Genomic DNA, 24080 nt, shown 5'->3' with positions numbered 1-24080 from the left:
TGCCTCGCAATTACCCGGCAGGAGAAATGATTTCATGAACGTAATTCGCACCGTGGTCGCCGCGGCCTCGCTCACCGCAGGTTTCGCACTGCTCCCCACCGCCGCCTACGCCGCACCGCCCACCGCCGCCCCCAACGACACGATCCAGATAGTCGACTGCGCCACCGACCCCGTCAACTCCCTCCGCATCACCTACATGGTCCCCGAAAGCGGGGGCGGAACCTTCACGGAATGCTACGAGGGCACCGGCACCATCGACAAACCGGTCCCCGGCCCCGTCACCCACCTCTGCGCCGGAAATTACAACGGCACCTACACCGATATATCCCACAACGGCATCCAGCGCACCTTCACCCGCACCAATTGCTACGACTTGCCGAACAGCATCATCGGAAACCTACAAGTCACCAACTGACCACAAATCACCGACAGCCGAATAGGGGGGAGCCCTTGCGGTGGGTGTGGGATTTGAACCTGTCGTTTCTCCCAGGTCAACCGCGCGACCAGCGTGATTCGTTGCATCTCAGGTGATTTCGGCTGGTTTGCAACCAATACACTAGTGCCAGGTGTTGACGCGATCAACGCCGATCCGGAGTCGAAACCACCGCCGGGCCCGCCCCTGGGTTCCGGCTTCTGGTCGGACCCACATCGGTGATGGCAGTGAGAATGTAGTTTGCCACCGCTGTTGCGGGACCACCACGTTGCCAGTCGTGGGACCACCGATGGCGTTATGAAAATGGAATAGGTTATCGCGCTTTTGATTGGCGGACGCCGCGTTCCCGAACGGCCGATATGCGGCATTGTGGTGTGTTCTTGTGCATGAGCCACGGCGGTTTTCAAGCTTGTTGCTCTTGAGGTTCGGCCGATTGTGGTGTCGTTGGTGGTGTGGGTCCGATGACTTACCCGGCGCCGAAAGGTTGATCGGGGACGGGTTGGTCTTACCGTTGGGGGCTTGTGAAGGATTGGCTATGCGGCGTGGTGAGTCGCCGGATGCGGCTGCGCGGGATCGGTGACGCGCTATTCTGGCGATCACTCCGGGTCGTCGCGCAGCTCCTTCCAGCGGTCGGGAGTGAACCACGGTCTGTTGAGCCGGTATTCCTCATCGAGGGCTTTCCAGATGCGTCGAGCCGGTGTTCCCTGGTAGTAGTCCTGGTACTCGATGCGCATTCCGGCGCGGTAGGCGACGGCATCGGCCAGGATACCGTTCTCGAACTCGACGCTTCGGTTCCAGTCGACCTGGATGTCGTTGGTGTCGGCACCGTCGGCCTGTGCGACTTCCAGCGTGATGAACATGCGTGGTGAGGTTGTGATGACGGTCAGCAGGAGATCACCGGCGCGGTAACTGCGGTCTAGTTTCCAGACCTCTGCGGTGCCTTCTTCGTTGAAGTAGTCCCTCAACGCTTGCCGGTACGGTGTGCCGGTGGCGATGTAGAGACGGCCGTTGCTCCGCGGTTTCGGTAGATCACGCATCTGTGCTGTCCTGTCGCTGTTCCCGCCCGCTCATGTGGTTCCAGATTGCTGCGTCGAGCGCGCCTGCGCTGCAACCCAATTCATCAGCGACCTGAACGATGAGTGCACCGACCGCCTGGTAGGTACCGTCACACACGCCGGCGTCGCGAACGAACCTGGCGATATGGGCGTCGACGGCGACATGGTTCGTCGATCCGGTCAGAATCGCGATGTAGTCAACGGTTTTGGGTCCGACGAACTTCACACTGCGCAGCGCGCGACGTGTCCGTTGCTCGCGCTCTGTCCCGTCGTAGCAGTTGCCCAGTTCGCTCACCGTCTCGATCCCAAGCCTGTGCAGCACTGTGGTGAGATCGCCGATGACGTTCAGTTTGCGTGATGCCGGTCGCCATCGCAGGGTATCCGCGAGATCGTGGGTTTCGAGTCGGCGCAGGAAACCGGACAGCACATCGGCATCCGGCCAGTCCGAGATCACTCGCCGCACCCGCGGAAGGACAATGGTCTTGTACTTCGTCCGTGGCTGAAGCGCTGCGTCGGTGATCAATCCGCCGATGTGGTTCCATCGACGTTCGGCCTTTCGTGGCTCGAGGCCGAGAGACACAAAGCGCCGCAATACCCTATCGACGTGATCCGGGTCAGGGGGCATGGCCGTATCATCGCCGCATCTCATGGCGGGGTTACGCACTTCCGCTCCATCGGCGGGCGGACTGGTCGCGGCTGAGCCGTCAGATCGGAAGTAACGAAGGTCCCGTGCAGCGGGAACTCCCGGAAGACGGCTACCGGGTGCGTGGACGATTTGTTGACGAGCTGATCACCCAGAGGTCGGCTCCGGCATTTCCGGCCGTCGACACGACCGTTCCGTCAACATTTGCTAGCTGCTGCGGAATTCGCTGCCGATCATGTCGAGGTCGAGGTGGAACTGCGTGCGGCGGCCGGGCGGGGCGTGATCGCGGCGTCGGCACGAGTCGAGAGCCTCCGTGGGCGTGGGCCGGGTGTTGCGCGCGGCGCGGCCTCGGCGGTGGCTACGGGCGGTGTAGCAGGGGCGGCGGGTGCGGCGGTGCGCGGTGCCGCGCGCCGAGGGGTTCGCCGCACCGTTACCGGGTCGCGTGCGTTTCCGTATCCGAACGGGCGCGCATGCGGGGAAACCTACGCACCTGCAAAAGATTCGGTGCCTGCGCCAGGCTGGATGGGTGCGTGGGGAAAGCGCGAAGGCCCCGGCTCTGGGCCGGGGCGCGGTGTGGGACTGCCGCCGGGTGTGACGGCGGCGGCCGGGGTTAGGCCGGTCAGTCGGTGAGGGTGACGGTGTCGGGCCAGTACACCAGGGTGTGGCCGTTGCCGTCGATGTGGCGGTGCTCGTCGGCGACCAGGGCGATCATCGCGCGGTCGACGTCGCCGACCGCCTCGATGTAGGTGGGCGCGGCCAGGGCCCAGGCCATGTAGTAGTTCGCCAGTGCCGCTTTGGCGGGATCGGCGACCACGATGCCGACGCGGTCGGGGAAGGGGAAGGTGATCTCGAAGCCGTCGACGTCGTTGATGTGGGCGACATCGTTGAAGGTGACGGTGTACACGAGGGTCCTCCTCGGTTGGTTCGTATTGCTCTTTGCATCAACACGCTAGCTCTGGACCGGGGTCGGCAGTCAAGCGCGGCAGTGCCGAAAATTGTTGTGCCGGAACGTATTACGGGAATCGGGTCGATCAGGGCGGCGGGCTGCCCGGTGGGGATGTGGTTCGATGCGCGGCCGGGGCGGGTTGGTGCCGCGCCCCGGCCGTAGGAGCCTGTGTGGCCGTGGTGCGATGCGGTGGGCTATCCCTGTGGCGGTGCGCTCTGGCGCGCTGTCGTGGTGGCGGTGGCGACGATGCGGGTGTTGAGCGGGTGGGGAGCCTTCGCACCGATGTGGTCGTGCCCGTCCGCGTTGTATCGGTGGTCGATGATCGCCTGCTGCGCCCCGGTGTGGTCTCGGCGGAGTGCGACGGTGTAGACGCGGCCATGGTGGGGGATGTAGGTGTGAATGTATCCCCACCCGTTGTCGTTCCAGTCGGTGGTGTCGGCGGCGAGGGCGAATATCTGGTCGATCTCGTCGGGGGTGAGGTCGTAGCGGTCGTAGGTCGAGAAGGGGTCCCAGCTGTAGGGGCCGTCGGTCTGCCAGGGCGTGGTCCCGGTGGCGCGGGTCCACTCGATACGGGCAACGATGGTGTCGTCGGTGATGTACCAGTCGAAGTCGTCGCACTGCTGCGGCGTGACCGCCGCGATATCGACGCGAAGCTGCCCGTACAGGCGACCGGTCGGGGCGAACTGCGCGGCCTTGGCTACCTCGCGGGCGATACTTTCTTCGGCCCATTCGCGCATGGCGCGCAGATCGGTGCAAGGCGTGTCGTCGTCGGCGGCATGGGGGTCGCAGTCGATCATGTCGAGGAGAATCCGGGGCCGGGTGCCGAGGTAGCTGAGGACAGCGACATACACCCGACCGCCGGGGGAACCGTCGTGGTTGTTCTGGTTCTCGTCGTTGTCGAATCGGTTGGGGTTCATGGGGTTTCCTCCGTGCCTGGTCGGTGTACGCACACGCTAGCTCGACACGGCCCGGTGAAGTCAACTCCGAAAATCGGTGAAAATCAGTGCTGCACAACACTTTTCGATTATGCGGACGGGCTTGATCGGGTCGGTTTTCGAGCTATGTTGTGTGCACGAGCGAGAGCCCGGGTTGGCCGGGGGAGAGGATGGGGATGGTGACGGCGATCGAGGCGGTGGTGTTGCAGCGGGTGCGGGACGCGCATGCGGGGGTGGGTTTCTTGACCGGCTGCGTGGGCCGCGACAACTCCGAGGCCGAGCGTGGCCTGGACGGGATGACCCTGACCGCCGAGCACGCGGAGCAGGTCACGCTGGTCATGTTCGACCTGGCCCGCGAGCTGGCCGCCCGTGACGGCGACGGCGCGGACCCGTCGGCGGTCCGCGACTATCTCGAGGAGCTGGCCGAGGGGGAACGTCGCCGGGTCATGCCCGGCGGTGAGGTGTGGGTGGGCTGGCCCAACCTGCGACTGGCCACGTCGTAGCACGTCCACGGCCCGCTGCCGGGGAGTACCGCCCCGGCAGCGGGGCCAAGGGTGACGGCCGGTCACTGCCGTCGGTGATCCTGGAAGCACTCGAGTGATATGTGCGTGACCAGACCGTGGGCCAGGCGCGCACGGCCACGCAGCTGCGTGCGGCGAGAGTGATCGGCGGATCACTGTCGATGCTCGAGGCCATGGCCGTCACGCTGGAATCCGATAGCGGCGCAGGGTGATTCGGTGCAGCGTTGGGTTTATCGGTGCCGAGAGCAGGTCCGCCGGGTGGTGCGGCATTCGTCGAGATGCCGCCGTCAGGGTGGGCCGTAGCGCCGCACCGCCCGGGGTGTCGTGTGTTCAGTGGGGCAACTGCCGTGTGCGGTAGATACCCCGGCTAACCGTGCGGAGGATTCAGTGGCCCATGCCGATGCCGCCGTCGACATTGATGACAGTGCCGGTGATGTAGGCGGCACCGGGGGAGAGCAGGAAGGCGGCGGTGGAAGCGATCTCCTCGGGCTTGCCGAAGCGGCCGAGTGGGATGTGTGAGAGCGCTTTTTCGACGACGGTGTCGCTGACGGCGGCGGCCATGTCGGTCTCGGTGAATCCGGGGGCGATGACGTTGGCGGTGATCGAGCGCGAGCCCAGTTCCCGGGCGATGCTGCGGGCGATGCCCACCACGCCTGCCTTGGCGGCGGTGTAGTTGACCTGCCCCGGCATCCCGGACAGTCCGCTGGCCGAACCGATGATGACGATGCGGCCGCTGCGGTGTTTGAGCATGTTGCGTGACGCGCGGCGCACAACCCGGAACACACCGGCGAGGTTGGTGTCGATGACGCGCAGGAACTGCTCGTCGCTCATGCGCATCACCAGAGTGTCATCGGTGATGCCCGCGTTGGCCACGACCCCTTCGACCGGCCCGTCCTCGGCCTCGATGAGTTTGAATGCGCGATCGATGGATTCGGTGTCGGTGACATCGCATTCCACGGGCCGAACCCCGTTGGGGACGGCGGCACCGCGATGGGTACCCCACACCGTATGCCCTTCGGTGACAAGGTGAGTGGCTACCGCGGCACCGATTCCGCGATTGGCTCCGGTGACTAGGACACGCACGGCACAAACCTCCAAAGTTTTTGAGTATAAGACGAATCGGTCTGGTGAATTGTCAGGCAGCGGAGTCCTCGGTCAGCAGGATGATCGCCACCGGGTCGCCGTGGCGTTCCTGCACGCTGTGCAATGCGAACTTCGTGGCGACGAACGGCTGTCCTTCGATGCGGATCTTCTGCTCAATACCGTCCCCGGAGTCCGGGGCGGCCAACTCGTCGAGGTCGACCTGATCGAGCACTTCGCAGACCCGGTTCTCACCGAGCGGGGCCAGCCGGCCCACTGTGGTGATCGGGATCCGGTTCTTCTTCTCCACCAGAAGCAGCGTCGCCCGGGTGAACCGGACGAGTGAGGATATGTTCGAGGTGAAGTTCTCCCGCTTATTCAGCACCAGGGTCAGCCCGTACAAGGTGCGCTGGCGACCCTTGTCCGTCACGCGCAGGCGGCAACTGGACCACATGTGCACCCACTGCTCCGTCGGGCGTAGCGACCAGTAGGAGTCGATCAGCAACCCGTCATCGCCGGTCAGCGCGTCGTAATAGCCACCGCACATGCTCCAGGCATCCTCGGGGCACAGGTAGGTGAACAGATACTGCACGTGCCGCTCTTCACCAGCGTTGCGGCCGTCACCGATAAGGCTTGGGTCGTCGCCGGAGGTGCGGGTGGTCATCGCCGTCATGTCCAGCACCCACACGTTGTAGGTGGGCCGCGGTGGCGGTGCGGTGGTGGCGGCCCAGACGACGAGCGCGACTGCCGTTCCGTCCGCGGCGTCGATGCGATGGGTTTCGACCACAAGTCCCGGAACCGCCGCCACGTCGCGGCCAGCGAGTGCGGACTCGACCAGCGCGGTAAACACCGCCTCGCCCGACCGGTCGAACCCCAGCTTGGACGCCACCCGCCGCAGCGGACGCGCCACGCGTCGTCCCGCCGCCGAGTGGATGAACACCTCGCCGTGCACCCGGGTTCCGATGATGTCTACAGCAATCCATGCCGCTGGAAGCGTCATGGCCGACAGCATAGAACACTTCCATTTAGAACTTTCTGGTCGGCCGGATTACTGCAGCAACACCGAATAACACCAGTTCGCAAGCGGTCCCGCCTGATTGAAGCTTCGAGCATTGAAGTTTGCCAGGTTCCAGGCGGAGTTGCTACCTTCGCCCCCGCTGCGGCGCCGGGCGCTGCGGCAGCGCCGGGCGGTGAGCGATTCCCCTCCGGAAGCAGGAGGCCCTCCACACGGTGGGTCCGCTTCCGGATGCGCAAAACGCGAAACAGGGGATCAACCGGTAATGACCGTCACCTTCGACCCACCGGCCGTAAGTCGGACAAGAAGTCCGAAGCCGGTATCTCTGCAGCCTGCGACGCGGCGAACTGCCCGGCCGCAAGGCCGGACGCCGCTGGTATCCGACCAGGTCGGATATCGCCGAGGCGCAACGAATCACCGCCCAGTCGTCGCGAACTGCGATACCGGACCCCGCTGGTCCGGTTTCACGCAATCGTCGCCGGCTGGCTACTCGCCACCACGGCGCGAGCGTCCCCGGTGCGGGCGTGCCGCCTGCTCGTGCCGAGGCCGTGCGCCCTGGAAGGGATGCCGCGGGTGTCCCTCACGCCTGCCGTTGCGGGGGCACGCAGTGTCATCGGCTTCGATTCGGGCCGGATGGCGCACACCGATTCTGGTGATCTTGGTCACGGAGCGTCAGTGCATTTCGCGACCGTTCAGAACATTTCAGAACATTTCAGAACATTTCAGCGCGTTTGGGTGAACGTCTTGATGCGCGGCGGGGTGGTGGTAGCGCTGAAGGTGCTGGACGGCAATGGTTTTCGAGGTTTTCATGGTGGAGTCACCGCAATTGAAGCGAAAGGGTGTCTGAATGGGTTCGGAATTGTCAGCGGCGCAGGCGATGTCGGCCTCGGCTGTCGAATTCGCCGCCGGGGCAAGCGGTGTGGTGGGCGGGGTCGAGAAGACCTACTCCGTTGCGGAGGGTGCGGCGGTGTTGCGGCAGTCGGAGGCGTGGTATCTGGGCCGGTTGCGGCGTGGTGAGCTGCCCGGCCACCGGGCGGGCCGCAAATGGTATCTGACCGAATCGGATCTGCGTGCCGCGGTGGAGCTGACCGCGCAACCGGCCACCGTGCCCGCCCCGGATCCGGTCGGTCTGACGCCGCGCAGCCGCCGCCGGTTGGCGACCCGCCACCGCGGCTGAACTGCGGTCCCGATTCTCCCTCGAGGCGGGCACGCCGACTGCTCGCAGCGAGGGCGCGCGTCCTGGACAGGGCAGCACGGGTGCACCCCTCACACCCGCCCTTCCAGGACGCGCATTCACTCACACACGTTCCAGGAGAACACATGTCGCACAGTGAGAACGGTGCCGGTGGACGGCATCGGACCGAACGCCCGAATGCCATATCGGTCACCGACATTCGATCCCGCCTGCTCCACGAGCATTCGGCGACCGCGCCTCTCATGCGCGTGCATCGGCCTGGTGGCGAGGAGCCGATGGCATGACCACGAACAACGACCTGCTGGCGGCGGCCGAGCTGCTGGAAGCGGCGGCGATCGGATCGGTACGGCTGGCACTGGCCCAGTCCCCCCACGGGCCGCAGCGCGGCCGACGCCTCGACGACAACCTGGACGCGGTGGCGGGAGTACTCGACCGCCACCGGCACCTGCAAGAGGCGTCGATGACCATCAACCTGGCCCGGGCGATCTATGCCAGCGAGGCCACCAAACACACACTCGCGCAACCTGATCCCGCTGACCACGCTGGCGGGGAGGATCGTATAGCCCAGCGTCTCGCCCGGCTCGCACGGCAGCTGCTGGCCAACCCCTCGGGCACGCCGATGCACCGGCTCGGAATGGAGCTGGCCGCGGTCGCGGAAGGACGCCCGTGACCACCGGCTGCCAGGAACGCGCCGCGTGCGAGGGCACCGATCCGCAGGCGCAGATTCCCGCGCGACAACCGGAGCGCCCGGACGTGCGGGGGGCGACCCCGGTGACGGTGGTGGTGCGCAGTGAGGTCGTGACGACGGTCGGGACGCTCGCGCCCGGTGCGCGACGGCAGGCGATGCCGTCCGGGGACGGCGGCTGGCTGCTGGGCCTGTCCGCTCACCGCGGCCGTATTCGCGCGGTCGTGGTGCGGGCGGACAAGGTCATCACGCGGCCACCGACGGCGGTGGCGGGTACCGGTCGTACGGTCGCTGATTCGGTGGCGGTGCATGAGGAGTACCGGTTCGCGCGGGAGGTTCTCGGCTACCGCCATTCCCGTGCGATCGCCTGGTTGATCGATGCCTACGGCGTCAGCGAACGGCAGATCTTGCGGTGGGGATTGACCCAGCGACGCCAGGAGACACCCGCATGAACGGCCTCCGCACCGCCGATCTCGATCACGCGGTCCGTGCGCACCCCCCGACCCCAATCGACCCGGCCGCACCCATCGAACCCGGGGTGTACGCGGGGGTCTCGAACGGCGCCTATCACGCCGACACGGACTCGTTGTCGTCGTCGGGGGCGCGGCGGCTGCTGGCGAGCTGTCCGGCGCAGTTCCGGTACGAGCGCGACCATCCGCGGACCGCCTCGGCCGATCACTTCGACATCGGGACCGCGTTCCACACCCGCACCCTCGGCGAGGGACCCGACATCGTTGTCGTCGACGCGGATTCGTGGCGCACCAAAGCAGCGCAGGCCCGCCAGGCCGAGGCGTGGGCGGCCGGTCGCACACCGTTGCTGGTCCGGCAGCACGCGATGGTGGCGGCGATGGCCGATGCCGTGCACCGTCATGAGCTGGCCGCCGCGTTGCTGGCCAGCGGGACCGCGGAGCTGTCGTTGTACTGGCGCGATGAGGCCACCGGTGTGATGCTGCGCGCGCGCCCGGACTGGCTGCCCGACCACACCGGGCGGTTGATCATCGTCGACCTCAAAAGCGCCGAGACAGCCGACCCGGCCGCGTTCGGTGCCTCGGCGGCGCGGTACGGGTACGCCGAGCAAGCCGCTTGGTACCGGGCCGGCGCGATCGCGCTGGGCCTAGACCCCGACCCGGCGTTCGTGTTCGTGGTGGTCGCCAAGACGCCGCCGCATCTGGTGTCGGTCATCGAACTCGACGCCGACGCCCTCGCCTACGGGCACACCCGCAACCGCCGCGCCATCGACACCTACGCCCACTGCCTCGACACCGACACCTGGCCCGGCTGGGACACCGACGTGCACCTGACCGGTCTACCGAGATGGGCCCACTACCAGGAGGACAACCAGCAGTGACCACCCCCGCCCGCTACCAGCCGCTGTCGGCGCCACCGGTCACTCGCGCCGCGGTGAGCCAGACGACCACGATCGAGCAATCCCGCGCGGTCGCCGAGGTGCATGCCGCCGTGCTCGTCGCCCAGCAGCGCCCCCGCAACAAAGCCGCCGCGGTGGAGGAGATGCGGGATGCGACCGCGCAGCTGTCGGTCGCTCAGCGCGCGTATTTCCGGTATCGGCGTGGCGGTGAGCAGGTCACCGGGCCGTCGGTTCATCTGGCTCGGGAGTTGGCGCGCTGCTGGGGCAACGTCGCTCACGGCATCAAAGAGCTCCGCCGTGACGACAGCGCGGGGGAGTCGGAGATGCTGGCCTACGCCTGGGATCTGGAGAACAACACCCGCAGCGAAACCACGTTCGTGGTGCCGCACACGCGCGACACCAAACACGGCGCCCGCAAGCTGACCGAGACCCGTGACATCTACGAGAACAACGCCAACCTCGGTGCCCGCCGTTTGCGGGAGATGATCTTCAACGTCCTGCCGTCCTGGTTCACCGAAGAGGCGAAGACCAACTGCGACGCCACCCTCGAGCACGGCGGCGGGCAGCCACTGGCGCAGCGGATCGCCAACGCCATCAAAACCTTCGAAACCCTCGGCGTCACCCGCCCCCAGCTCGAGGACAAGATCGGCCGGGCATGCAACGATTGGACCGGCCACGACGTCGGCCAGCTGTCCACGATCTACTCCTGCCTCAAGCGCGGCGAGACCACGGCCGCCGACGAGTTCCCGGCCACGCCCACCGCGAACACCGAACAGATCGTCAAAGCCGCGCGCCGCCGCACGGCCGACGCACCCTCCGACGCATCGCCGGACCCCACCGATGCGGCCGACCCGACCTCCACCCCCGCAGCCGATCCAGACCCACGGCAAGGCGATCGCGATGCATGAGACCCGAATAGGCTCCCTGTTCTCCGGCATCGGAACCCTGGACCTCGCTGCACTGCAACTATTTCCAGGATCCAGGATCGTGTGGCATGCGGACAACGACCCGGCCGCCGCGAAAGTTCTTGCGCGCCACTGGCCGCAGGTTCCCAACCACGGGGATGTCGCTGAGATAGACTGGGCGACTGTCGAACCCGTCGACGTGATTGTAGGCGGGTTCCCCTGTCAGGACGTGTCCCTCGCAGGCCGCCGCGCCGGTCTCGCCGAGGGCACCCGCTCCGGGCAGTGGTTATCCATGGCGGCGGCGATCGTGGCACTAGAGCCCCACTACATCCTCATCGAGAACGTAGAAGGACTACTGAGTGCCAACACCTTTCGCGCAATGGAATCCGCGTCGGATGCTTTGGGAGAGCAGCGAACTGGATCTGTTGTCCGGGCTGCCGGTGCCGTTCTCGGCGCGCTGGCCCAGATCGGGTTCGATGCAGAGTGGCTATGCCTACGAGCGTCCGACATCGGAGCGTGTCATAGACGCTCCCGAATCTTCATCGCCGCCACCGCTGCCCGTGCTGCCCACGCCGACCGCCCGCGACCACAAGGGCCCGGCCAACAAGCCCGGGCGCACCCGAGCGGGACGGACGCGCACGATCGGCGACGACTCGCTGCCGGACGCGATCGAGCGGATGTAGACCCGCTGCTGCCGACCCCGTCGGTCGCCGACGCGACCGGCGGGCACGTCACCCGCTCCGGTCACCGCCACGGCGAGCTGCTGCTCGGCGGGCTGGCCCGCGCGCACGCCACCGGCGCGCTGCTGCCGACCCCGCGCGCCAGTGACGGTGCGAAAGGGTCACCGCGCCAGCGGGGTTCGGGTGGGGACTTGATGCTGCCGTCGGCGGTGCACGCGTTGGGCGAGGGCGAGCTGCTGCCGACCCCGACCGCCTGTGACGGCACCGGCGGCGGCGTGCATCCGGACCGCCGCCGGGGCCGCACCCGCCAGCTCGTCGACTACGCCCTGGTGCACGGCTCCTCACGGTGGGGTGCCTACGCGGCGGCGATCGCCCGCCAGGAAGCGCTGACGCGTGCGGCGCCGTCGCCGACCGAGCCGAACAAGAACGGGAAACCCAGGCTGTCGGCGGCGTTCGCGGAGTGGATGATGATGATGCCGTCGGGCTGGGTCACCGATCCGGTGATCGGGTTGTCGCGGGTGGAGCAGCTGCGGCTGATCGGCAACGCCGTGGTGACACCGTGCGCGGTCGTGGCCTTTTCGCAGCTGTTCGCCCGCACCCGGATCGAGGTGCCGCGGTGACGGGGCTGCGGTATGGCGACGGCAGCTCGATACCGCCGGGTGAGCTCGAATTGGTCGCGCGGGCTTTCGGTTTCACGTCGGTGCGGGCGTGGCTGGCGTTTCATGCGGCCGCCGAGCATCGCCGCCACCACTGCTGCTCCACGCAGGCCGGAGGTGGCTGTGTCCGGGCGGGCCGACGTGTGGGAGGTGGACGCTGATGGCGCGTGATCACGGCCGGGTGTTGTGCAAGATCTGGCAGGACAAGGATTTTCGGGCGCTGCCGCGGACCGCGCAGGCCCTCTACATCCAGTTGCTGTCGCAGCCGAACGTCAACAACGCCGGGGTGCTGCCGCTGATGGCCTCCAAGTGGGCCAAGGGCTGCGACCAGGTCACCATCGCCGACATCCACGCCGACGTGCAGGTTCTGGTCGACGCCGGGTTCCTCGTGGTCGACACCGACACCGAGGAAGTGCTGATCCGGTCGTTCCTGCGCAACGACGGAGGTATGAAACACCGCTACATCCTCAAAAACGCGTTGAAGATGGCCGAGGCCACCGAAAGCGACGCGATCCGCCGTGTCCTGGCCGCCGAGTTGCGGCGCATCCGCAACCCTGATGCCGCCGCCACCGCCGCCATCCTGGACCCACCGCACCCCGAGCCCGAACCGGTACCACAGCCATCCGAGCCGCACCCGAATCGTCCGGTGATCCCACCGGAAACCCATTCCGAACCCACCGTGATCGGATCGGAATCGGAGATGGCATTCGAAACCCATTCCGGTCACTGCGGTGAGGGTGAAGGTGAGGGTGTAGGTGACCGTAGCGTTGTTGGTCACCACACCATTGGTGGCGGCCCCCACGCGTGCGACGCGCGCGAGGCGCAGACCCCGCGGGGCCGCAAGGTCGACCCCGACGGCTGGCGGCTGGTCCGGGAGATCATCCCGGCCGAGCATCCGCACCCCACTCGCACCGATCTGGCGATCCGTGCCGCCGCGCTGCTCAAATCCGGCACCCCCGAGCCCGATGTCCGTGCCGCACTCGGGTTGTGGCTGGACAAACCTCATCTCGGACCTGGCGCGTTGGCGTCGCTGGTGTCGGAGGTGGTGCGGCTACGGTCCCGCCCTGCTGCGACCACGGGTGCTGCGTCCAGCAAGGCGGGAGGCTGGCTGGACGTCGGCGCGCACTTCGACGCGCACCCCGGCCCCTGCGGCGGGGCGAATCCGGCTGCGCTGCACTCTCATTCCTTCGAGCAGAAAGCGGTTTCGGCATGACCACCCCCGCGGAAGCGGCCCGCGTTTTGGCCAAGTGCGCCTGTTTCGACCCGATGTTCTCCAAGCCCGACCCCGCGTTGGCGGTCGGGTGGGCCGAAGCGTTCACCCGCTACCAACTCGAGTTGCCGGATCTGCTGGACGCGGTCACCCGCCACTACGCCGAGTCCGCCGAGCGGGCCATGCCCACCCACCTGATCCGCCACGCCCGCGAGATCCGCCGCGACCGCGCCGAACGCGAGAAAGCCCGCCCCGCAGCGCTTCCCGCACCACCGGCCCGCAGCGAACACCGCGCCGAGCTCATGCGCTGGGTCCACGCTCTCGCCGACCGCAAGGCCCTCGATCGTGGGTGACACCGTGACCCCGCTCCACGGCCCGCGCCCGGCCAGCCCCCGTTTCACCCACACTGAGAGGTTTCCATGACCACCGATCTGACTCTCGCCGCCGCCCGGGCCGACCGCGACGAGCTGGCCCGGCGCACCGACACGGTCGAGGCGCTGATGCCGTTCACCTATCAGGGCGCGGCGGTACGCGCGATCGTGATCGACGGGGAGCCGTGGTTCGTGGCGCGCGACCTGTGCGGGATCCTCGGTCTGGGGAACGTGTCGATGGCGTTGCGGCGGCTCGCGCCGGATGAGAAGGGGGTCAATCGGATTGATACCCCCGGCGGACCGCAGGACATGGCGATCGTCAGCGAATCCGGGATGTACGCGCTGGTGCTGCGCTCGGACAAACGCGAAGCCGTTGATTTCCGCCGGTGGGTGACCGGCGAAGTCCTGCCCGCCATCCGCAAGACCGGTTCCTACTCGGCGCAACCGGCACCCACGGGCGAACATCTGCTGGCGCTGGCCGTGATCGAGGCCCAACAGCTGCTCGCGGCGAACACCACGACCATCGAGGCCCTGGGCGACAAGATCGCCACCGACGCCCCGAAGGTCGCCTACCACGACCGCTACGTCGCCGACACCGACCTGCTGAAGCTGCGAGTGGTCGCGGCGAACAACGGGATCGGGGAGCAGCGGCTGCGCCAGCTGCTGGTCGAGCGGGGCTGGATCTACGCCGAGACCGAGTCCCGCTGGTCGGAGACCAAGGGCGGCAAAGAGATTCGCCGCCGCTATTCCGCGTACGCGCACAAGCGCGCCTACTTCCGACCGGTCGAAGTCCACGAGTCCCCGCGGTTCCGGGGCGAGGTGATGCACACCCTGAAAGTCACTCCCGCCGGAGCCGAAGCCATCGCCCGCCTCGTCGCCGCCGAACACGCGGACTGACTGGGCACGGCGGAAGCACGCCGTGTGTCACCGCAATCCGGATCGAATATGGAGGAAGGTCGCTCGATGACGTTGCCCACCACCGCCCCGGCGGACCCGACGCAGCGGTGCCGCCAGCGCCACCGCTGCGTCGCGCGCGTGCGTGACGACGACGGCAGGTGGCTCGGTGGCGGCGTGGACCGCGCCGACACCTTGTGCCGAGGGTGCGAGGAGGCGGCGTTCGCGGCGATCCGGCACCTGTATGACGACTGGTGTCTGCTCGAGGTCGCCAAACTCGCTCCGCCACCGCGGGATCAGGCCCCGAGGGTGACCCGGTCGACGCTGTATTCGGTGCCGATCCGCCTCGACATCGACACCCTGCAGTCCGCGATCGAGGACGACACCCTCACCTGGGCACGCACACTCACCCACGGCGACCCACTACCCGCCGCCCGCAGGGACTGCGTCCACCGGTGTGTGGCGATCCTGTCGACCCGCCTCGGCACCCTCGTGGACCTGCCGCGCCAGCCGCGGTCGCGGATGAGCCCACGCGCCGACGGCGGGGACGATCTCGTGCGAGTCGATCTCGACGGTGTCGACGCCGTGCTCGGGCTGGCAGAGTTACACCGCTACACCCAGAATCTGCTCGGGCTCACCGAGACCAGGATCTGGCTGCCCGACTCCTGTCACGTGTGCGGGGTGAAAGCCTTGACCTCGGCGCCGGATCAGGAGACGGTCACCTGTCAGGCGTGCCGATCGGTGTGGGGCAAGGAGGACTTCGCGCGACTCAACGGCGTCGGCGTCCTCGGGGAGGTCGCGTGAGCGCGGATCGGTGGCCGTGGCCCGCCGACACCCCGTTGCAGCGGGCCCGCAAGATCGCGGGCTCCTACCGCGCCGCCCTGCACCAACTCGACCCCGGCCGCTGCGCCGACCTCGACCGGCGCGCCGTCGAACTCGGGCAGGGCTGGATCGCGCCGGTCGAACTCCCCGCGCACCTGAGCGAGCACGCCCTCGACGCCGAGCTATCCGCCGCCGACATCGAGCACTTCTGGCGCATCCCGGCCTCCACCATCCGCACCTGGGCACACCGCAACGAGATCACCGCGACCCCGGGGCCCGGCGGTACGCCGGTCTACCTTGTGCGCGAGGTCCTCGGTCGACATAGCCGACACAGCCGGGCACCGAGGACAGCAGGCGGGAACACGGCGGTGTGATCGGCGGAGTCGGTCACCGCGTGGGAGTGGTTCAGGCGAGTGTTATGGAGCGGACGGTGGGGCTGGGGTAGGAGTCGTATTCGGTGACGTAGTGTCCGCCTGCGTACAGGTCGGCTTCGAAATTCTTCCCGCCGCGCCACTGGTGGATCAGGTCGAATTTCATGTTCAACACCACATGGTGGATCGGGGAATCGGGTGCGGCGCTGACGAATGCACTGAGGTAGGCGTTGCCGTACCGGTCGTGGACGACCGCATCGGTGGTGACACCCCAGACGTGCACGTTCGATCCCCGGTCGCTATCGAGCATGTCCGCGAGCTCGGCGTCGCTCACCTGCGGATACTGCTCGGCCTGCGGCACCGGGGCAGGCGGCGGGCACGCGCTCATCGTGCACGGCTGCGCGTCGGCAACCCCAGCGAAGGTGACGACCACCGCGACACCGGCGAGGGCAGCAGCCAGAAATCTTCTCGACACGAGTGAAAAACCCTTTCCATCAACGGAATCCAGATCGATCCCACCGGACACATCCGTCTGACGGCGGCCCCGGACAGGCCCCGCGAGATGCTCCGGCATCCAGACGTCCTGCGGCGCAGGATTCGCACCGGGCTCGCCGGTTGTCAGAAGTGTGGTGGCGCGTATCCGTTGCGGTCGTTCCACGACGATCCGGTGTGCTGGCCGGTGAGGGCGTGGAAGAGCATGTCGAACAGGTTGGACAACATCGGAACCCCTCGTTCCTTTCACATGGAAATACGCCACACCTTAGCCTGATGTGATCCGGTCGCGGGCCCGATCTGCGGACCGTATCGATCGCGAAGCAGGCATGGCCCCAACCGATTTCGGTGCACTCCCACGGAACCGTGCGGTTTCGTGCGTGAGTCGGCGCGTGTGCGCCGTCGACTGCCCCGTCTCGCGCACGCGCGTTTCTCGTCCTTCTCTTGGTCATCGGGTTGGCTGCGTGTGATCGCTTGTGGCACAGCGGCGTCCAGGGTTACATGTCTGGTGCAAGGGCCTTCTGATAGTGGGCGGGGTGGTGAGGCGATGTTGTCTGGCACCGGCTAGTGGTCTCCGAGTGACTGCAGGAATGCGGCGGTGGCCGACCATAATGCGTTGCCGGCGTTGGTGGCGAGTTGGGCGCCGACTTTGTCGCGCAGCCAGGTCAGGATCTCGTGGGCGCGGCGGGGTTCGGGGCCGTCGTGTCCGGCGTCGGTGATGTCGTTGATGATCTGTTTGACCACGACGCGGTCGTAGGTGGGCACGTGCGGTTCGTCCTGGCGTAGTGCGGCGACGAGGGCGGGCCAGTCGATGGAATCGGGTGCGGTGGCGTGTGGCGTGTGCACGGTCATCGCGACCTGCTGGTCGCGGCCGGACTGCGCGATCGTCGGGTTCCCGATCACGGGTCCGCCGAAGCTGATCGATGGCCCGGAGGGCTGGTGGTGGATCATGTCGTACCCCTGTTGTGTGAGACGGACTTCGGTTTCGGGCACGCGCGCTGCCACCGAGATCGGATTGCTGCCTGGGATCTGTAGCCATCCCATCCGGTGCGCATACCGCAGGACCTGGATCGCATGAGCCCCGCTGAGATTGGCTGAGTCCAGCCAGGGATGGATTCTCGACCGGACCCAGGGCCCGGCAGCGGTCATCGCGCAGGCGTAGACCAGGTCGCGGGCCAGTTCGTCTACCACCTCATGAGGAAGGTCACCGGCCTGCAGCGTCTTCCAATAGCCCCATGCAACGACCCCGCATCCCCCGGCGAGCGCGACGAGCGACAAGATCGGCTCCACGGCCCGGTACCGCCTTCCTGTTTCGTCCTTCTTCATCAGGTATCGATCGCGACACCGCGCCAAGGACTGGTCCCGCCGGTATCGAGCTCGAGCCGGTGCCGTGCGCGCACCCCGGTGACAGCCCTGTTGCGTGTCGGGGCTCACCATAGCGGGAGGCTACGACAACATCTGTGCCCGTACGTTGTGATCGGTGGTTGCACGAGCAGGCTCGCCTTGATGATGCGTTGCGGCAGTAGGGTTTTCAGGGAGTTGGTGTGCGGAATATCCCGTCGCGGCGTCTGTTGTGAGCGTCACATGCGGCGCGGAGTGTCCCATAGCCGTGGTGACTCGACCTCACCACCCCGGACGGGGTTGTCTCTTCAACTCCCTGGGCGGGAGCGTCCTCCCGGACCAGGCGGTGCCCCGCCGCGATCACGACTCTCTAACGCCCACGCCCCCCACGTAATTCGCGCGCCGCGCGTCGGCGTCGGTGACCGGTGTCTCGGGCCGCCACGCGTCCAAGGGCACGACTCCAGGGTCGAGCAGCGTGTAGCCGTCCATCAGCGCAGTGACGTCGTCGGCGGTTTTGAACACCGCGCCAGGAGTATTGGTGCGCCGCATCACCGACAGCACTTGTTCTTGTTGTTCGGCGGTGAGGGTGAACGCGACCGCGTGGGAGATTCCCAGTGCGCTGCCCGGGCAGCAGGCGTCGCGGTAGGTGGCGATCAGGGCGGCCGGGTCGACGTCTTCGAGTAGGTCGAGTACGGCCATCGCGAGGATCGCGACCGGGCGGGTGAAGTCGAGCAGGCCGGATTCGCTGGCCGTGGCCAAGACGGTGTCGACGTCGCGCAGGTCGGCCCAGAGCATCGATACCTGTGGTTGGTCGGCGAGAACCTTGTGGGCATATTCGACGGCGACCGGCTCGCGTTCCACGTACACGACCCGGGCGGCCGGGTTGTGGCGTAACGCGATCTCGTGTGGGTTGCCGACGGTCGGTGCGCCGGAGCCGAGGTCGAGGAACTGGTCGATGCCGCGTTCGCACAGTGCGGTGACGGCGCGGCCGATGAAGGCGCGGTTGGCGCGGGCCCATTCGCGGCTGCCGGGCATGCCGGGCGGGATGGCGTCGGCGGCGTGGCGGTCGATCTCGAAGTTCGCACCGCCGCCGAGCACGTAGTCGTACATGCGGGCGATGTTCGGCGTGTGCAGATCCGCCGTGTCGGTGAGCCTGTACCGCGATCCCATGATGGCGTCCTTCCCCAACCAGTTGTCGTCTGCCGTGCGGATCGTCCGCGCGCCCTCACCGCGGCCATCGTCTGCACATCCACCTGACTGGCCACTGTACGACCCGGCCGGTGCCCGGCGCTCGGCGTGACGTCACCTGAAACCATTCACCGGGCTGCACCGAGTGTTACGGCGGTCTACGTGGGAAGTCCTGGCGCGCCGCAGAATTCGTGTCCGCCACGATGTCCGGAGGTCGCTCTGACAAGAACATTAGTTCCGGGGGAAGCAGCTCGACGGCGGCGGCCGATCACCGCCTGTGCGAGCCTGCGGGCGTCGCCGCGTCCCGTCAGCGGCGGGGTGTGCGATGCGTCCGGTCATGGGGAGGTTCGGCTCAGCTCTCCGATGCGGATCATGTCCTGGGATGAGTACGGAGACATCCACATTGGCTGATCGTCCACGAGTCGAGCCTGCATCGGCTGGTTTCCGCCACGGCTGGGCGGCCAACTGATGATCTGCCCGTCGTGTCGCAGGTTCTCGATCACCTGCGCCTGTGTTTGGTCGGCCACCGTGACGACTGCCGCGTTGAAGGTAGCCTCGAGATCGAAAGCCAGAATCCCCAACTCGCGGTGGTCGACGATCAGCGTCGTCAACCACCGCGGATCGACGTAGCCGGTCGGTGCGACCGCTGTCGAGGTGGGTGGGCCTGCAAGTTCGACGCTGTACCCGAGTGTGAGTAGGTCATCGCGGATGGGACGAAACACGTCGACCAGCCGCGCGTCCAGCATCGCAGGGGCCCACTCCACCATCGTTACTCACCCCGAATAGACACAGTTGTTGAATGCGTAGCCACCAGACCCACTATGCGTTATCGAGGTCCAGTACCACAGGAACGATACCTCGCTGCCCGCGTGCATTGTGTAGTTCCCGTCGCCGATCACTTGAAAGGTGCGGGGAAGCGGCCCGTGGAAGTTGTAGTCCCACGGTTCCACATGCGGTTGGTAGACGTTGGCTTGGCGATTATCAGCGAAGATCTGCGCTTGGAAATTGATTGTCCCCTGGTAGGCCAATTCGGGCTTGAGCCGCACGAGCCACGGTATCCCGAAGACCGGTGATTGCTGAAGCGTGACCGTGGCCGCGGTGTCGTCGAATGTGCCCTGGCACGGAGGAAATGGTGCACGCGGATCAACGCCGTTGCCGGGTGCTGTTCCACCCGGTGAGGCGCAGGGTTGCTCGATGGCGTTTGTGATCCGTTGCCCGAGTGGACTGTTCAGATCCCCACCTCCGGTGGGTGCGCCCGCATCGCGAAGTATCTGCGGCACGCTCTGGCACCCCGAAGCCGGTGGCGGGTCCGCATGGGCGAAAGGAGCCACGAAGAGGCCACCGGCCGTACTCACTGCCAGCGCCAGAAATCTCAAACGCTGGATCCTCTGTGACAGTTTCGGCCGACACGCAAGTTTCATGCTGGTCCAACCTTTCTCACGCAGAGGGCATCGACCGGCATGCGCAGGTGAAAAGCACGTCAACCCGACGCATCACACGTCCCCCATGCCCCCTTGGATGCGACTGACTGCGCAAACCAGTATGCCACTTCAATCAGTTGACGGCTAGCGCGGCGCTCGCAAAAGTTGCTCTCGGACAATATATTCCGTAATACAAGATCGCCCTTGAACGAGGGGCGCATCGAAATATGCCGTGTCACAAAATAATTGACATACCGGTCCGTCTCACGCGGATGAGACAGATTGACCTTAGCCCAGAAATTTCGTCCGGCTGAGGTGCTGGCCTGACCGGTGTCTGATTTGCCGGTTCACGGCCGTTCTGGCTGTGAAACCGTGTGACGGGATGGCCCGGTCAGCGGGTTGGCTGCCGGGTTCCACTGGCCCGGGTGGGTTTCATGGCTCATAGAGACTGTGTTTGTGCTGTTCAGGTTGCTTGTAGCCGGGTGGTTGCGGTCAATAGCAGCCCAGTCCAGGGCCAGTGCCGGGGGAAGCGGAGGTGGACACGGCGGGCATGGTGTGCGACGCGGGCGGCGACGGAAAACAGCCGTAGTCGTAGGGTTTTCGGTGCCCAGCGCCGTGCTGGGGTGTCTGCGAGGGCGAGCATCTGCATCCAGGTGATGAGTTCGGTGGCCAGGCAGGCGATTTCGATCCAGATCCGGTTCTGGTCGAAGCTGTGCAGGGGGAGCCCGCGCAGCCCGGTGTCCTTCATCGATTTGATGCGATCCTCGCAACGAGCTCGTCGGCGGTGCCGTAGTTCCAGGACCGGGAGTTGCCCGGTGGTGGTGTTGGTCGCGAACGCGGTCAGCCGCAGCCCGTCGCGGTCGGTGAACCGCAGTTGCGCGCCGGGGTGCGGCTTCTCACGCCGGACGATGACTCGCATACCCGGTGGCCAGCCGGTCAGGTCGATCAGGCCGGTGAGTTCGGCGACCCAGGCGCCGTCGCGGACGTCTTCGTCACTGTCGTAGGCCGGTGTCCACGCCGTGTCGGGGATGGAATCGACTGCGGTGGCGGTGGTTTCGGTGAGTGTGAAACCGACGGAGTACTGCAGTCGGCGGCGGGTGAGGTAGTCGAGGAACTCGTGGGTGCCGCCACCGGAATCGGTGCGGACCAGCACTTTATGTCCGACTCGGAATCCTGGGCCGAACGGGAGCTGTTTCAACGCCGCGTTCAGCACCGTCTTGTGGTCGGTGGCGGTGTTCGATCCTGCTTTGCCTTCGCGGAGTTCGATGGCCAGGGGTTCGCCGGTGCCGGACTGTCCGTGGTCGGCCCACGCGCCGAGCGGGTGATGTCCGAAGGTTTTCTTCCAGGTCGCGGTCGCTTTCTCCTTGTCGGGGTGGGCGATCACGATGGTCGCGTCGAGATCGATCTCCAACGGGTCGGTAGCGGTGATGGCGTGATCGGGTGCGTGGTCACCGGCAGCCCGCCACGCCCGGCACCGGGCCTGATATCGGGCAGAGCGCAACGCGGACACCACTCTCGGTGCGTCGGTGGCCAGCATCGTGACCATGCGTGAGACTGTCGGGTCCGAGGCGACGTGCCCGAACACTGCGGGCTCGCAACGCAGGACCGCGATGTCGCAGAGGTGTTCACCTCCGGCGGCGACCGCGACAGCCAGGTCGAGCAGAACCTTGCCGGGGTCATGCGCGGCGAGGCTTTTCCTCCATGGCACCAACGCTTCCGATAACCCCCTGGTCAGACCGAGTTTCTCCGCGGTGCGCAACAGCAGGGTGAGCCCGGCGTGCGACACGACACCGGTTCCTGTCGCGTCTGCGGACAATCGGGGGTAGGGCGAACTATGCTCGGACACCTGAATGGTGCTCCTGATTCCTGTGTGGATTCCAGCCTTCGCAAGCGGAATTATCGCAGTTCGGAGCACCATTCTTCGTCAGCGGCACACCACCGGATCGTCAGTCCGATGAAATTTCTGGGTTAGCGCCTGTTGACCCCGGCCGACGAGGGGCGAAGGGGGCGACGAGGGACAGAGCTGGAGGGAAGCGGCGCCTCGCTTCCGGAGCCCCCGGCGCAGCGTCGCCAGCAGTGGCTCCACGGACCCGATATCGGTCGGCCACGACGCATGTCCTGGCTGGTTGTGCGGGATATCTTGGTGTGCAGCCGAATCCGCTGTTCGGCGGCGATGTTCAGCGGGCTTGACAGGGCGTCGCGTTTCGGGGACGCTAGAGGAGCGAGTGGCACACGTGTGCCCGCAGCGGCCCTGGTCTTCCTCTCCCCTCCCCTTCGGATGTGGATCGGGGCTCTTCGTGTCTCCGGTTCCGGAACCAGTTGTCTCCGACCGCCTCTCGTCTACTGTGAGCGCCCGCGGGTCTCAGTGATATAGAGCGGCACCTCCGAGTGGGCGAACCGTGTTCCCCGACAGCGGTTCACCCGGAACCGCTCTCCGATCACATTCCCTCGAAAGGTGTTGCCATGCCCGCATTCCTGCAGCTCATCCTGTGGCTGATCTCGGTCGGTCAGCTGGGTAACGGTTCCGCGGACGCTCCGGCGGATCCGAGCGCCGTGGTTTCGTTCGGCTGACAATCGCGGTGAGTGACGGTGGCGAGCGACCCGCGCCAGACGTATCGGTGGCGGGTCCTCGTCGCCGACCTCCGCAAGCAACGACTGCCGTGCTGGGTATGTGGGCAGCCGATCGACTACACCGCGAAGCGGTTCGATCCGGACGGGTTCGAGGCCGATCACGTCTATCCGGTCTCCACGCATCCGCATCTGGCGTTCGAACCGGCCAATGTGCGGCCGAGTCATGTGCGCTGCAACCGATCTCGCGGGAATGGCGAGCCTGCTCCGGCGGGTGCGTGGGTGCGGTCGGAGTTCTGAAACCATGCCTGCACGAGCCGATTTGAGATGGCTTCTCCTTATTTCACCAGCGGCCCGCTGACCCTCTACCACGGTGACTGCACCGAGGTGCTCGCTGAGCTCGTGCCGGGGTCGGTGGACGTGGTGATCACCAGTCCGCCGTATGCGATGCAGCGGGGGTCGACCTACGGCGGTGTGCCCGAGGTCGACTACCGGCCTGGACGGTCGAGTGGATGGACAAGGTCGCGTCCGTGCTGAAAGAGGACGGTTCGGTGGCCATCAACATCCGGCCCCACGTGCGGCGCAGCCAGGTCGCAGACTATGTGATGCGGATGCGGTTGGCGTTGCGGGCTGAGGGCTGGTTCGAGCACGACGAGTTGGTGTGGGTGAAACCGGACGCGATGCCGACCGGGCGGCCGAATTGGCCGGTGCGCGCGTGGGAATCGATCCTGTGGTATTCGCGGACACCGACACCGTGGGTCGATGCCCGCGCCAATGGCAACCGCATCACCGACCGGGACCGGCAGCGCAGCATGACCCGAAGCGCGGCCTTCGGTGGCCGGGCCAAGCGTCTGGGGTGGAGTCATCATCGCCCTGGTTCGGGCAAGATCGCGCACGAGTTCTCCCGCGCCAAGAACTGGGTCAGTGTCGCGGTGGCCACGGTCGGCCAGGAGGTCGATCATCCGGCGCCGTTCCCGCCGAAGCTGGCCGAGTGGCTGGTGCGGTTCTTCAGCCGCCCCGGAGCGGTCGTGCTGGACCCGTTCAACGGTGCGGGAACCACTGGTGTGGCTGCGCTCGGGCTCGGCCGCCGCTATATCGGGATCGACCAACACGCACCGTATCTCGATCTGTCGGTGCGCCGCTACCGCACCCGTGGGCTGCTGTCGGTGGGGGATACGGGGTCTCAAAGTTGAGGCCGCTCGGCTCCTCGAAACCGGGTCGGCAGTGAACTCTCCCCCCGGAGCCCTACCCCCATCGCGCACGCGCGCGCGAGGAATCATGAAAACC

Annotated in this window: 29 protein-coding genes; 17 read left to right on the top strand and 12 right to left on the bottom strand. The window is 66.6% G+C overall.

The window, feature by feature from the left end:
• The first annotated feature begins 34 nt into the window (after positions 1 to 34).
• Complete coding sequence (locus HPY32_RS17535; protein WP_067579804.1) at positions 35 to 415, top strand: hypothetical protein; 381 nt, start codon at positions 35 to 37, stop codon at positions 413 to 415.
• 614 nt (positions 416 to 1029) lie between these two features.
• Here HPY32_RS17535 and HPY32_RS17530 read toward each other — a convergent pair.
• From HPY32_RS17530 to HPY32_RS17515, 4 genes are all read right to left on the bottom strand, one after another.
• Positions 1030 to 1470 carry a hypothetical protein gene (locus HPY32_RS17530; RefSeq protein WP_082870714.1) on the bottom strand — a complete coding sequence of 147 codons (441 nt, stop codon included), beginning with the start codon at positions 1468 to 1470 and terminating at the stop codon, positions 1030 to 1032.
• Positions 1463 to 2113: a DUF8548 family protein gene (locus HPY32_RS17525; RefSeq protein ID WP_156673996.1), complete on the bottom strand. Its 651-nt coding sequence runs from the start codon at positions 2111 to 2113 to the stop codon at positions 1463 to 1465. The genes HPY32_RS17530 and HPY32_RS17525 overlap by 8 nt, the downstream gene beginning before the upstream one ends.
• Positions 2114 to 2750: 637 nt before the next feature.
• Entirely contained in the window at positions 2751 to 3035 is a 285-nt protein-coding gene (locus HPY32_RS17520; protein WP_067579808.1) for a hypothetical protein, read from the bottom strand.
• Positions 3036 to 3271: 236 nt separating this feature from the next.
• Entirely contained in the window at positions 3272 to 3994 is a 723-nt protein-coding gene (locus HPY32_RS17515; RefSeq protein WP_067579810.1) for a hypothetical protein, read from the bottom strand.
• 194 nt (positions 3995 to 4188) lie between these two features.
• Between HPY32_RS17515 and HPY32_RS17510 the strand changes: the two genes are divergently transcribed.
• Together HPY32_RS17510 and HPY32_RS45695 are read left to right on the top strand one after the other, a co-directional pair.
• Complete coding sequence (locus tag HPY32_RS17510) at positions 4189 to 4515, top strand: hypothetical protein (protein ID WP_067579812.1); 327 nt, start codon at positions 4189 to 4191, stop codon at positions 4513 to 4515.
• A gap of 101 nt (positions 4516 to 4616) precedes the next feature.
• Positions 4617 to 4745 (top strand): hypothetical protein, encoded by a 129-nt coding sequence (locus HPY32_RS45695; RefSeq protein ID WP_269456473.1) that lies wholly within the window; start codon positions 4617 to 4619, stop codon positions 4743 to 4745.
• A gap of 172 nt (positions 4746 to 4917) precedes the next feature.
• On the opposite strand, the gene fabG is transcribed toward HPY32_RS45695, so the two are convergent.
• The gene (gene fabG / locus HPY32_RS17505; protein WP_067579814.1) at positions 4918 to 5616 is read right to left on the bottom strand and encodes a 3-oxoacyl-ACP reductase FabG; all 699 of its coding nucleotides are present in this window, start codon (positions 5614 to 5616) and stop codon (positions 4918 to 4920) included.
• Between the two features lie 52 nt (positions 5617 to 5668).
• On the bottom strand, positions 5669 to 6625 hold the full coding sequence (locus tag HPY32_RS17500; RefSeq protein WP_231951371.1) for a hypothetical protein: 957 nt from the start codon (positions 6623 to 6625) through the stop codon (positions 5669 to 5671).
• A gap of 850 nt (positions 6626 to 7475) precedes the next feature.
• Here HPY32_RS17500 and HPY32_RS17495 point away from each other — a divergent pair.
• From HPY32_RS17495 to HPY32_RS17445, 11 genes are all read left to right on the top strand, one after another.
• On the top strand, positions 7476 to 7805 hold the full coding sequence (locus tag HPY32_RS17495) for a helix-turn-helix domain-containing protein (RefSeq protein WP_156673997.1): 330 nt from the start codon (positions 7476 to 7478) through the stop codon (positions 7803 to 7805).
• Between the two features lie 298 nt (positions 7806 to 8103).
• Entirely contained in the window at positions 8104 to 8493 is a 390-nt protein-coding gene (locus HPY32_RS17490) for a hypothetical protein (protein WP_067579816.1), read from the top strand.
• The gene (locus HPY32_RS17485) at positions 8490 to 8960 is read left to right on the top strand and encodes a hypothetical protein (RefSeq protein WP_067579818.1); all 471 of its coding nucleotides are present in this window, start codon (positions 8490 to 8492) and stop codon (positions 8958 to 8960) included. Before HPY32_RS17490 ends, HPY32_RS17485 begins: the two co-directional genes overlap by 4 nt.
• On the top strand, positions 8957 to 9856 hold the full coding sequence (locus tag HPY32_RS17480) for a PD-(D/E)XK nuclease-like domain-containing protein (protein ID WP_082870716.1): 900 nt from the start codon (positions 8957 to 8959) through the stop codon (positions 9854 to 9856). Before HPY32_RS17485 ends, HPY32_RS17480 begins: the two co-directional genes overlap by 4 nt.
• A complete protein-coding gene (locus HPY32_RS17475; RefSeq protein WP_067579820.1) occupies positions 9853 to 10782 on the top strand; it encodes a hypothetical protein in 930 nt (309 codons plus the stop codon). The genes HPY32_RS17480 and HPY32_RS17475 overlap by 4 nt, the downstream gene beginning before the upstream one ends.
• Positions 10715 to 12079, top strand: a complete 1365-nt coding sequence (locus HPY32_RS17470) for a DNA cytosine methyltransferase (RefSeq protein WP_309247531.1) — start codon at positions 10715 to 10717, stop codon at positions 12077 to 12079. The genes HPY32_RS17475 and HPY32_RS17470 overlap by 68 nt, the downstream gene beginning before the upstream one ends.
• A 196-nt stretch (positions 12080 to 12275) precedes the next feature.
• Entirely contained in the window at positions 12276 to 13328 is a 1053-nt protein-coding gene (locus tag HPY32_RS17465; protein WP_067579822.1) for a hypothetical protein, read from the top strand.
• A complete protein-coding gene (locus HPY32_RS17460; RefSeq protein ID WP_067579824.1) occupies positions 13325 to 13678 on the top strand; it encodes a hypothetical protein in 354 nt (117 codons plus the stop codon). Before HPY32_RS17465 ends, HPY32_RS17460 begins: the two co-directional genes overlap by 4 nt.
• Positions 13679 to 13744: 66 nt before the next feature.
• The gene (locus tag HPY32_RS17455) at positions 13745 to 14593 is read left to right on the top strand and encodes a phage antirepressor (RefSeq protein ID WP_067579826.1); all 849 of its coding nucleotides are present in this window, start codon (positions 13745 to 13747) and stop codon (positions 14591 to 14593) included.
• A 66-nt stretch (positions 14594 to 14659) separates the two neighbouring features.
• The gene (locus tag HPY32_RS17450; protein ID WP_067579828.1) at positions 14660 to 15394 is read left to right on the top strand and encodes a hypothetical protein; all 735 of its coding nucleotides are present in this window, start codon (positions 14660 to 14662) and stop codon (positions 15392 to 15394) included.
• A complete protein-coding gene (locus tag HPY32_RS17445; RefSeq protein ID WP_067579829.1) occupies positions 15391 to 15786 on the top strand; it encodes a hypothetical protein in 396 nt (131 codons plus the stop codon). Before HPY32_RS17450 ends, HPY32_RS17445 begins: the two co-directional genes overlap by 4 nt.
• Before the next feature lie 31 nt (positions 15787 to 15817).
• On the opposite strand, the gene HPY32_RS17440 is transcribed toward HPY32_RS17445, so the two are convergent.
• The 6 genes from HPY32_RS17440 to HPY32_RS17415 form a co-directional block, all read right to left on the bottom strand.
• Positions 15818 to 16258 (bottom strand): hypothetical protein, encoded by a 441-nt coding sequence (locus HPY32_RS17440; protein ID WP_156673998.1) that lies wholly within the window; start codon positions 16256 to 16258, stop codon positions 15818 to 15820.
• A 581-nt stretch (positions 16259 to 16839) separates the two neighbouring features.
• Positions 16840 to 17601 (bottom strand): hypothetical protein, encoded by a 762-nt coding sequence (locus tag HPY32_RS17435; protein ID WP_067579833.1) that lies wholly within the window; start codon positions 17599 to 17601, stop codon positions 16840 to 16842.
• Between the two features lie 375 nt (positions 17602 to 17976).
• Positions 17977 to 18786 (bottom strand): SAM-dependent methyltransferase, encoded by an 810-nt coding sequence (locus HPY32_RS17430; RefSeq protein WP_067579835.1) that lies wholly within the window; start codon positions 18784 to 18786, stop codon positions 17977 to 17979.
• Positions 18787 to 19139: 353 nt separating this feature from the next.
• Positions 19140 to 19571, bottom strand: coding sequence for a hypothetical protein (locus tag HPY32_RS17425; protein ID WP_067579836.1), 432 nt, complete (start codon positions 19569 to 19571; stop codon positions 19140 to 19142).
• Between the two features lie 6 nt (positions 19572 to 19577).
• Positions 19578 to 20084: a hypothetical protein gene (locus tag HPY32_RS17420; RefSeq protein WP_156673999.1), complete on the bottom strand. Its 507-nt coding sequence runs from the start codon at positions 20082 to 20084 to the stop codon at positions 19578 to 19580.
• A 604-nt stretch (positions 20085 to 20688) separates the two neighbouring features.
• The gene (locus tag HPY32_RS17415) at positions 20689 to 22071 is read right to left on the bottom strand and encodes an IS1380 family transposase (RefSeq protein WP_067579838.1); all 1383 of its coding nucleotides are present in this window, start codon (positions 22069 to 22071) and stop codon (positions 20689 to 20691) included.
• 737 nt (positions 22072 to 22808) lie between these two features.
• Here HPY32_RS17415 and HPY32_RS17410 point away from each other — a divergent pair.
• The 3 genes from HPY32_RS17410 to HPY32_RS17400 are packed head-to-tail and all read left to right on the top strand — an operon-like array spanning position 22809 to position 23986.
• Entirely contained in the window at positions 22809 to 23093 is a 285-nt protein-coding gene (locus HPY32_RS17410; protein WP_156674000.1) for an HNH endonuclease, read from the top strand.
• Between the two features lie 27 nt (positions 23094 to 23120).
• Entirely contained in the window at positions 23121 to 23330 is a 210-nt protein-coding gene (locus HPY32_RS17405) for a hypothetical protein (RefSeq protein ID WP_156674001.1), read from the top strand.
• Entirely contained in the window at positions 23306 to 23986 is a 681-nt protein-coding gene (locus HPY32_RS17400) for a DNA-methyltransferase (RefSeq protein ID WP_067579840.1), read from the top strand. The genes HPY32_RS17405 and HPY32_RS17400 overlap by 25 nt, the downstream gene beginning before the upstream one ends.
• The last annotated feature ends 94 nt before the right edge of the window (positions 23987 to 24080 follow it).

Source organism: Nocardia terpenica, assembly GCF_013186535.1.
Classification (GTDB): domain Bacteria; phylum Actinomycetota; class Actinomycetes; order Mycobacteriales; family Mycobacteriaceae; genus Nocardia; species Nocardia terpenica.
This window is presented reverse-complemented; position numbering and strand designations above follow the sequence as displayed.

Excerpts from the sequence above, each read along its gene's own strand:
- HPY32_RS17535 (WP_067579804.1), top strand. The coding sequence starts at position 35 with ATGAACGTAATTCGCACCGTGGTCGCCGCGGCCTCGCTCACCGCAGGT.
- HPY32_RS17530 (WP_082870714.1), bottom strand. The coding sequence starts at position 1,470 with ATGCGTGATCTACCGAAACCGCGGAGCAACGGCCGTCTCTACATCGCC.
- HPY32_RS17525 (WP_156673996.1), bottom strand. The coding sequence starts at position 2,113 with ATGCCCCCTGACCCGGATCACGTCGATAGGGTATTGCGGCGCTTTGTG.
- HPY32_RS17515 (WP_067579810.1), bottom strand. The coding sequence starts at position 3,994 with ATGAACCCCAACCGATTCGACAACGACGAGAACCAGAACAACCACGAC.
- HPY32_RS17510 (WP_067579812.1), top strand. The coding sequence starts at position 4,189 with ATGGTGACGGCGATCGAGGCGGTGGTGTTGCAGCGGGTGCGGGACGCG.
- HPY32_RS17500 (WP_231951371.1), bottom strand. The coding sequence starts at position 6,625 with ATGCTGTCGGCCATGACGCTTCCAGCGGCATGGATTGCTGTAGACATC.
- HPY32_RS17495 (WP_156673997.1), top strand. The coding sequence starts at position 7,476 with ATGGGTTCGGAATTGTCAGCGGCGCAGGCGATGTCGGCCTCGGCTGTC.
- HPY32_RS17490 (WP_067579816.1), top strand. The coding sequence starts at position 8,104 with ATGACCACGAACAACGACCTGCTGGCGGCGGCCGAGCTGCTGGAAGCG.
- HPY32_RS17480 (WP_082870716.1), top strand. The coding sequence starts at position 8,957 with ATGAACGGCCTCCGCACCGCCGATCTCGATCACGCGGTCCGTGCGCAC.
- HPY32_RS17470 (WP_309247531.1), top strand. The coding sequence starts at position 10,715 with ATGCGGCCGACCCGACCTCCACCCCCGCAGCCGATCCAGACCCACGGC.
- HPY32_RS17465 (WP_067579822.1), top strand. The coding sequence starts at position 12,276 with ATGGCGCGTGATCACGGCCGGGTGTTGTGCAAGATCTGGCAGGACAAG.
- HPY32_RS17460 (WP_067579824.1), top strand. The coding sequence starts at position 13,325 with ATGACCACCCCCGCGGAAGCGGCCCGCGTTTTGGCCAAGTGCGCCTGT.
- HPY32_RS17455 (WP_067579826.1), top strand. The coding sequence starts at position 13,745 with ATGACCACCGATCTGACTCTCGCCGCCGCCCGGGCCGACCGCGACGAG.
- HPY32_RS17450 (WP_067579828.1), top strand. The coding sequence starts at position 14,660 with ATGACGTTGCCCACCACCGCCCCGGCGGACCCGACGCAGCGGTGCCGC.
- HPY32_RS17435 (WP_067579833.1), bottom strand. The coding sequence starts at position 17,601 with ATGAAGAAGGACGAAACAGGAAGGCGGTACCGGGCCGTGGAGCCGATC.
- HPY32_RS17430 (WP_067579835.1), bottom strand. The coding sequence starts at position 18,786 with ATGGGATCGCGGTACAGGCTCACCGACACGGCGGATCTGCACACGCCG.
- HPY32_RS17425 (WP_067579836.1), bottom strand. The coding sequence starts at position 19,571 with ATGGTGGAGTGGGCCCCTGCGATGCTGGACGCGCGGCTGGTCGACGTG.
- HPY32_RS17405 (WP_156674001.1), top strand. The coding sequence starts at position 23,121 with ATGGCTTCTCCTTATTTCACCAGCGGCCCGCTGACCCTCTACCACGGT.
- HPY32_RS17400 (WP_067579840.1), top strand. The coding sequence starts at position 23,306 with ATGGACAAGGTCGCGTCCGTGCTGAAAGAGGACGGTTCGGTGGCCATC.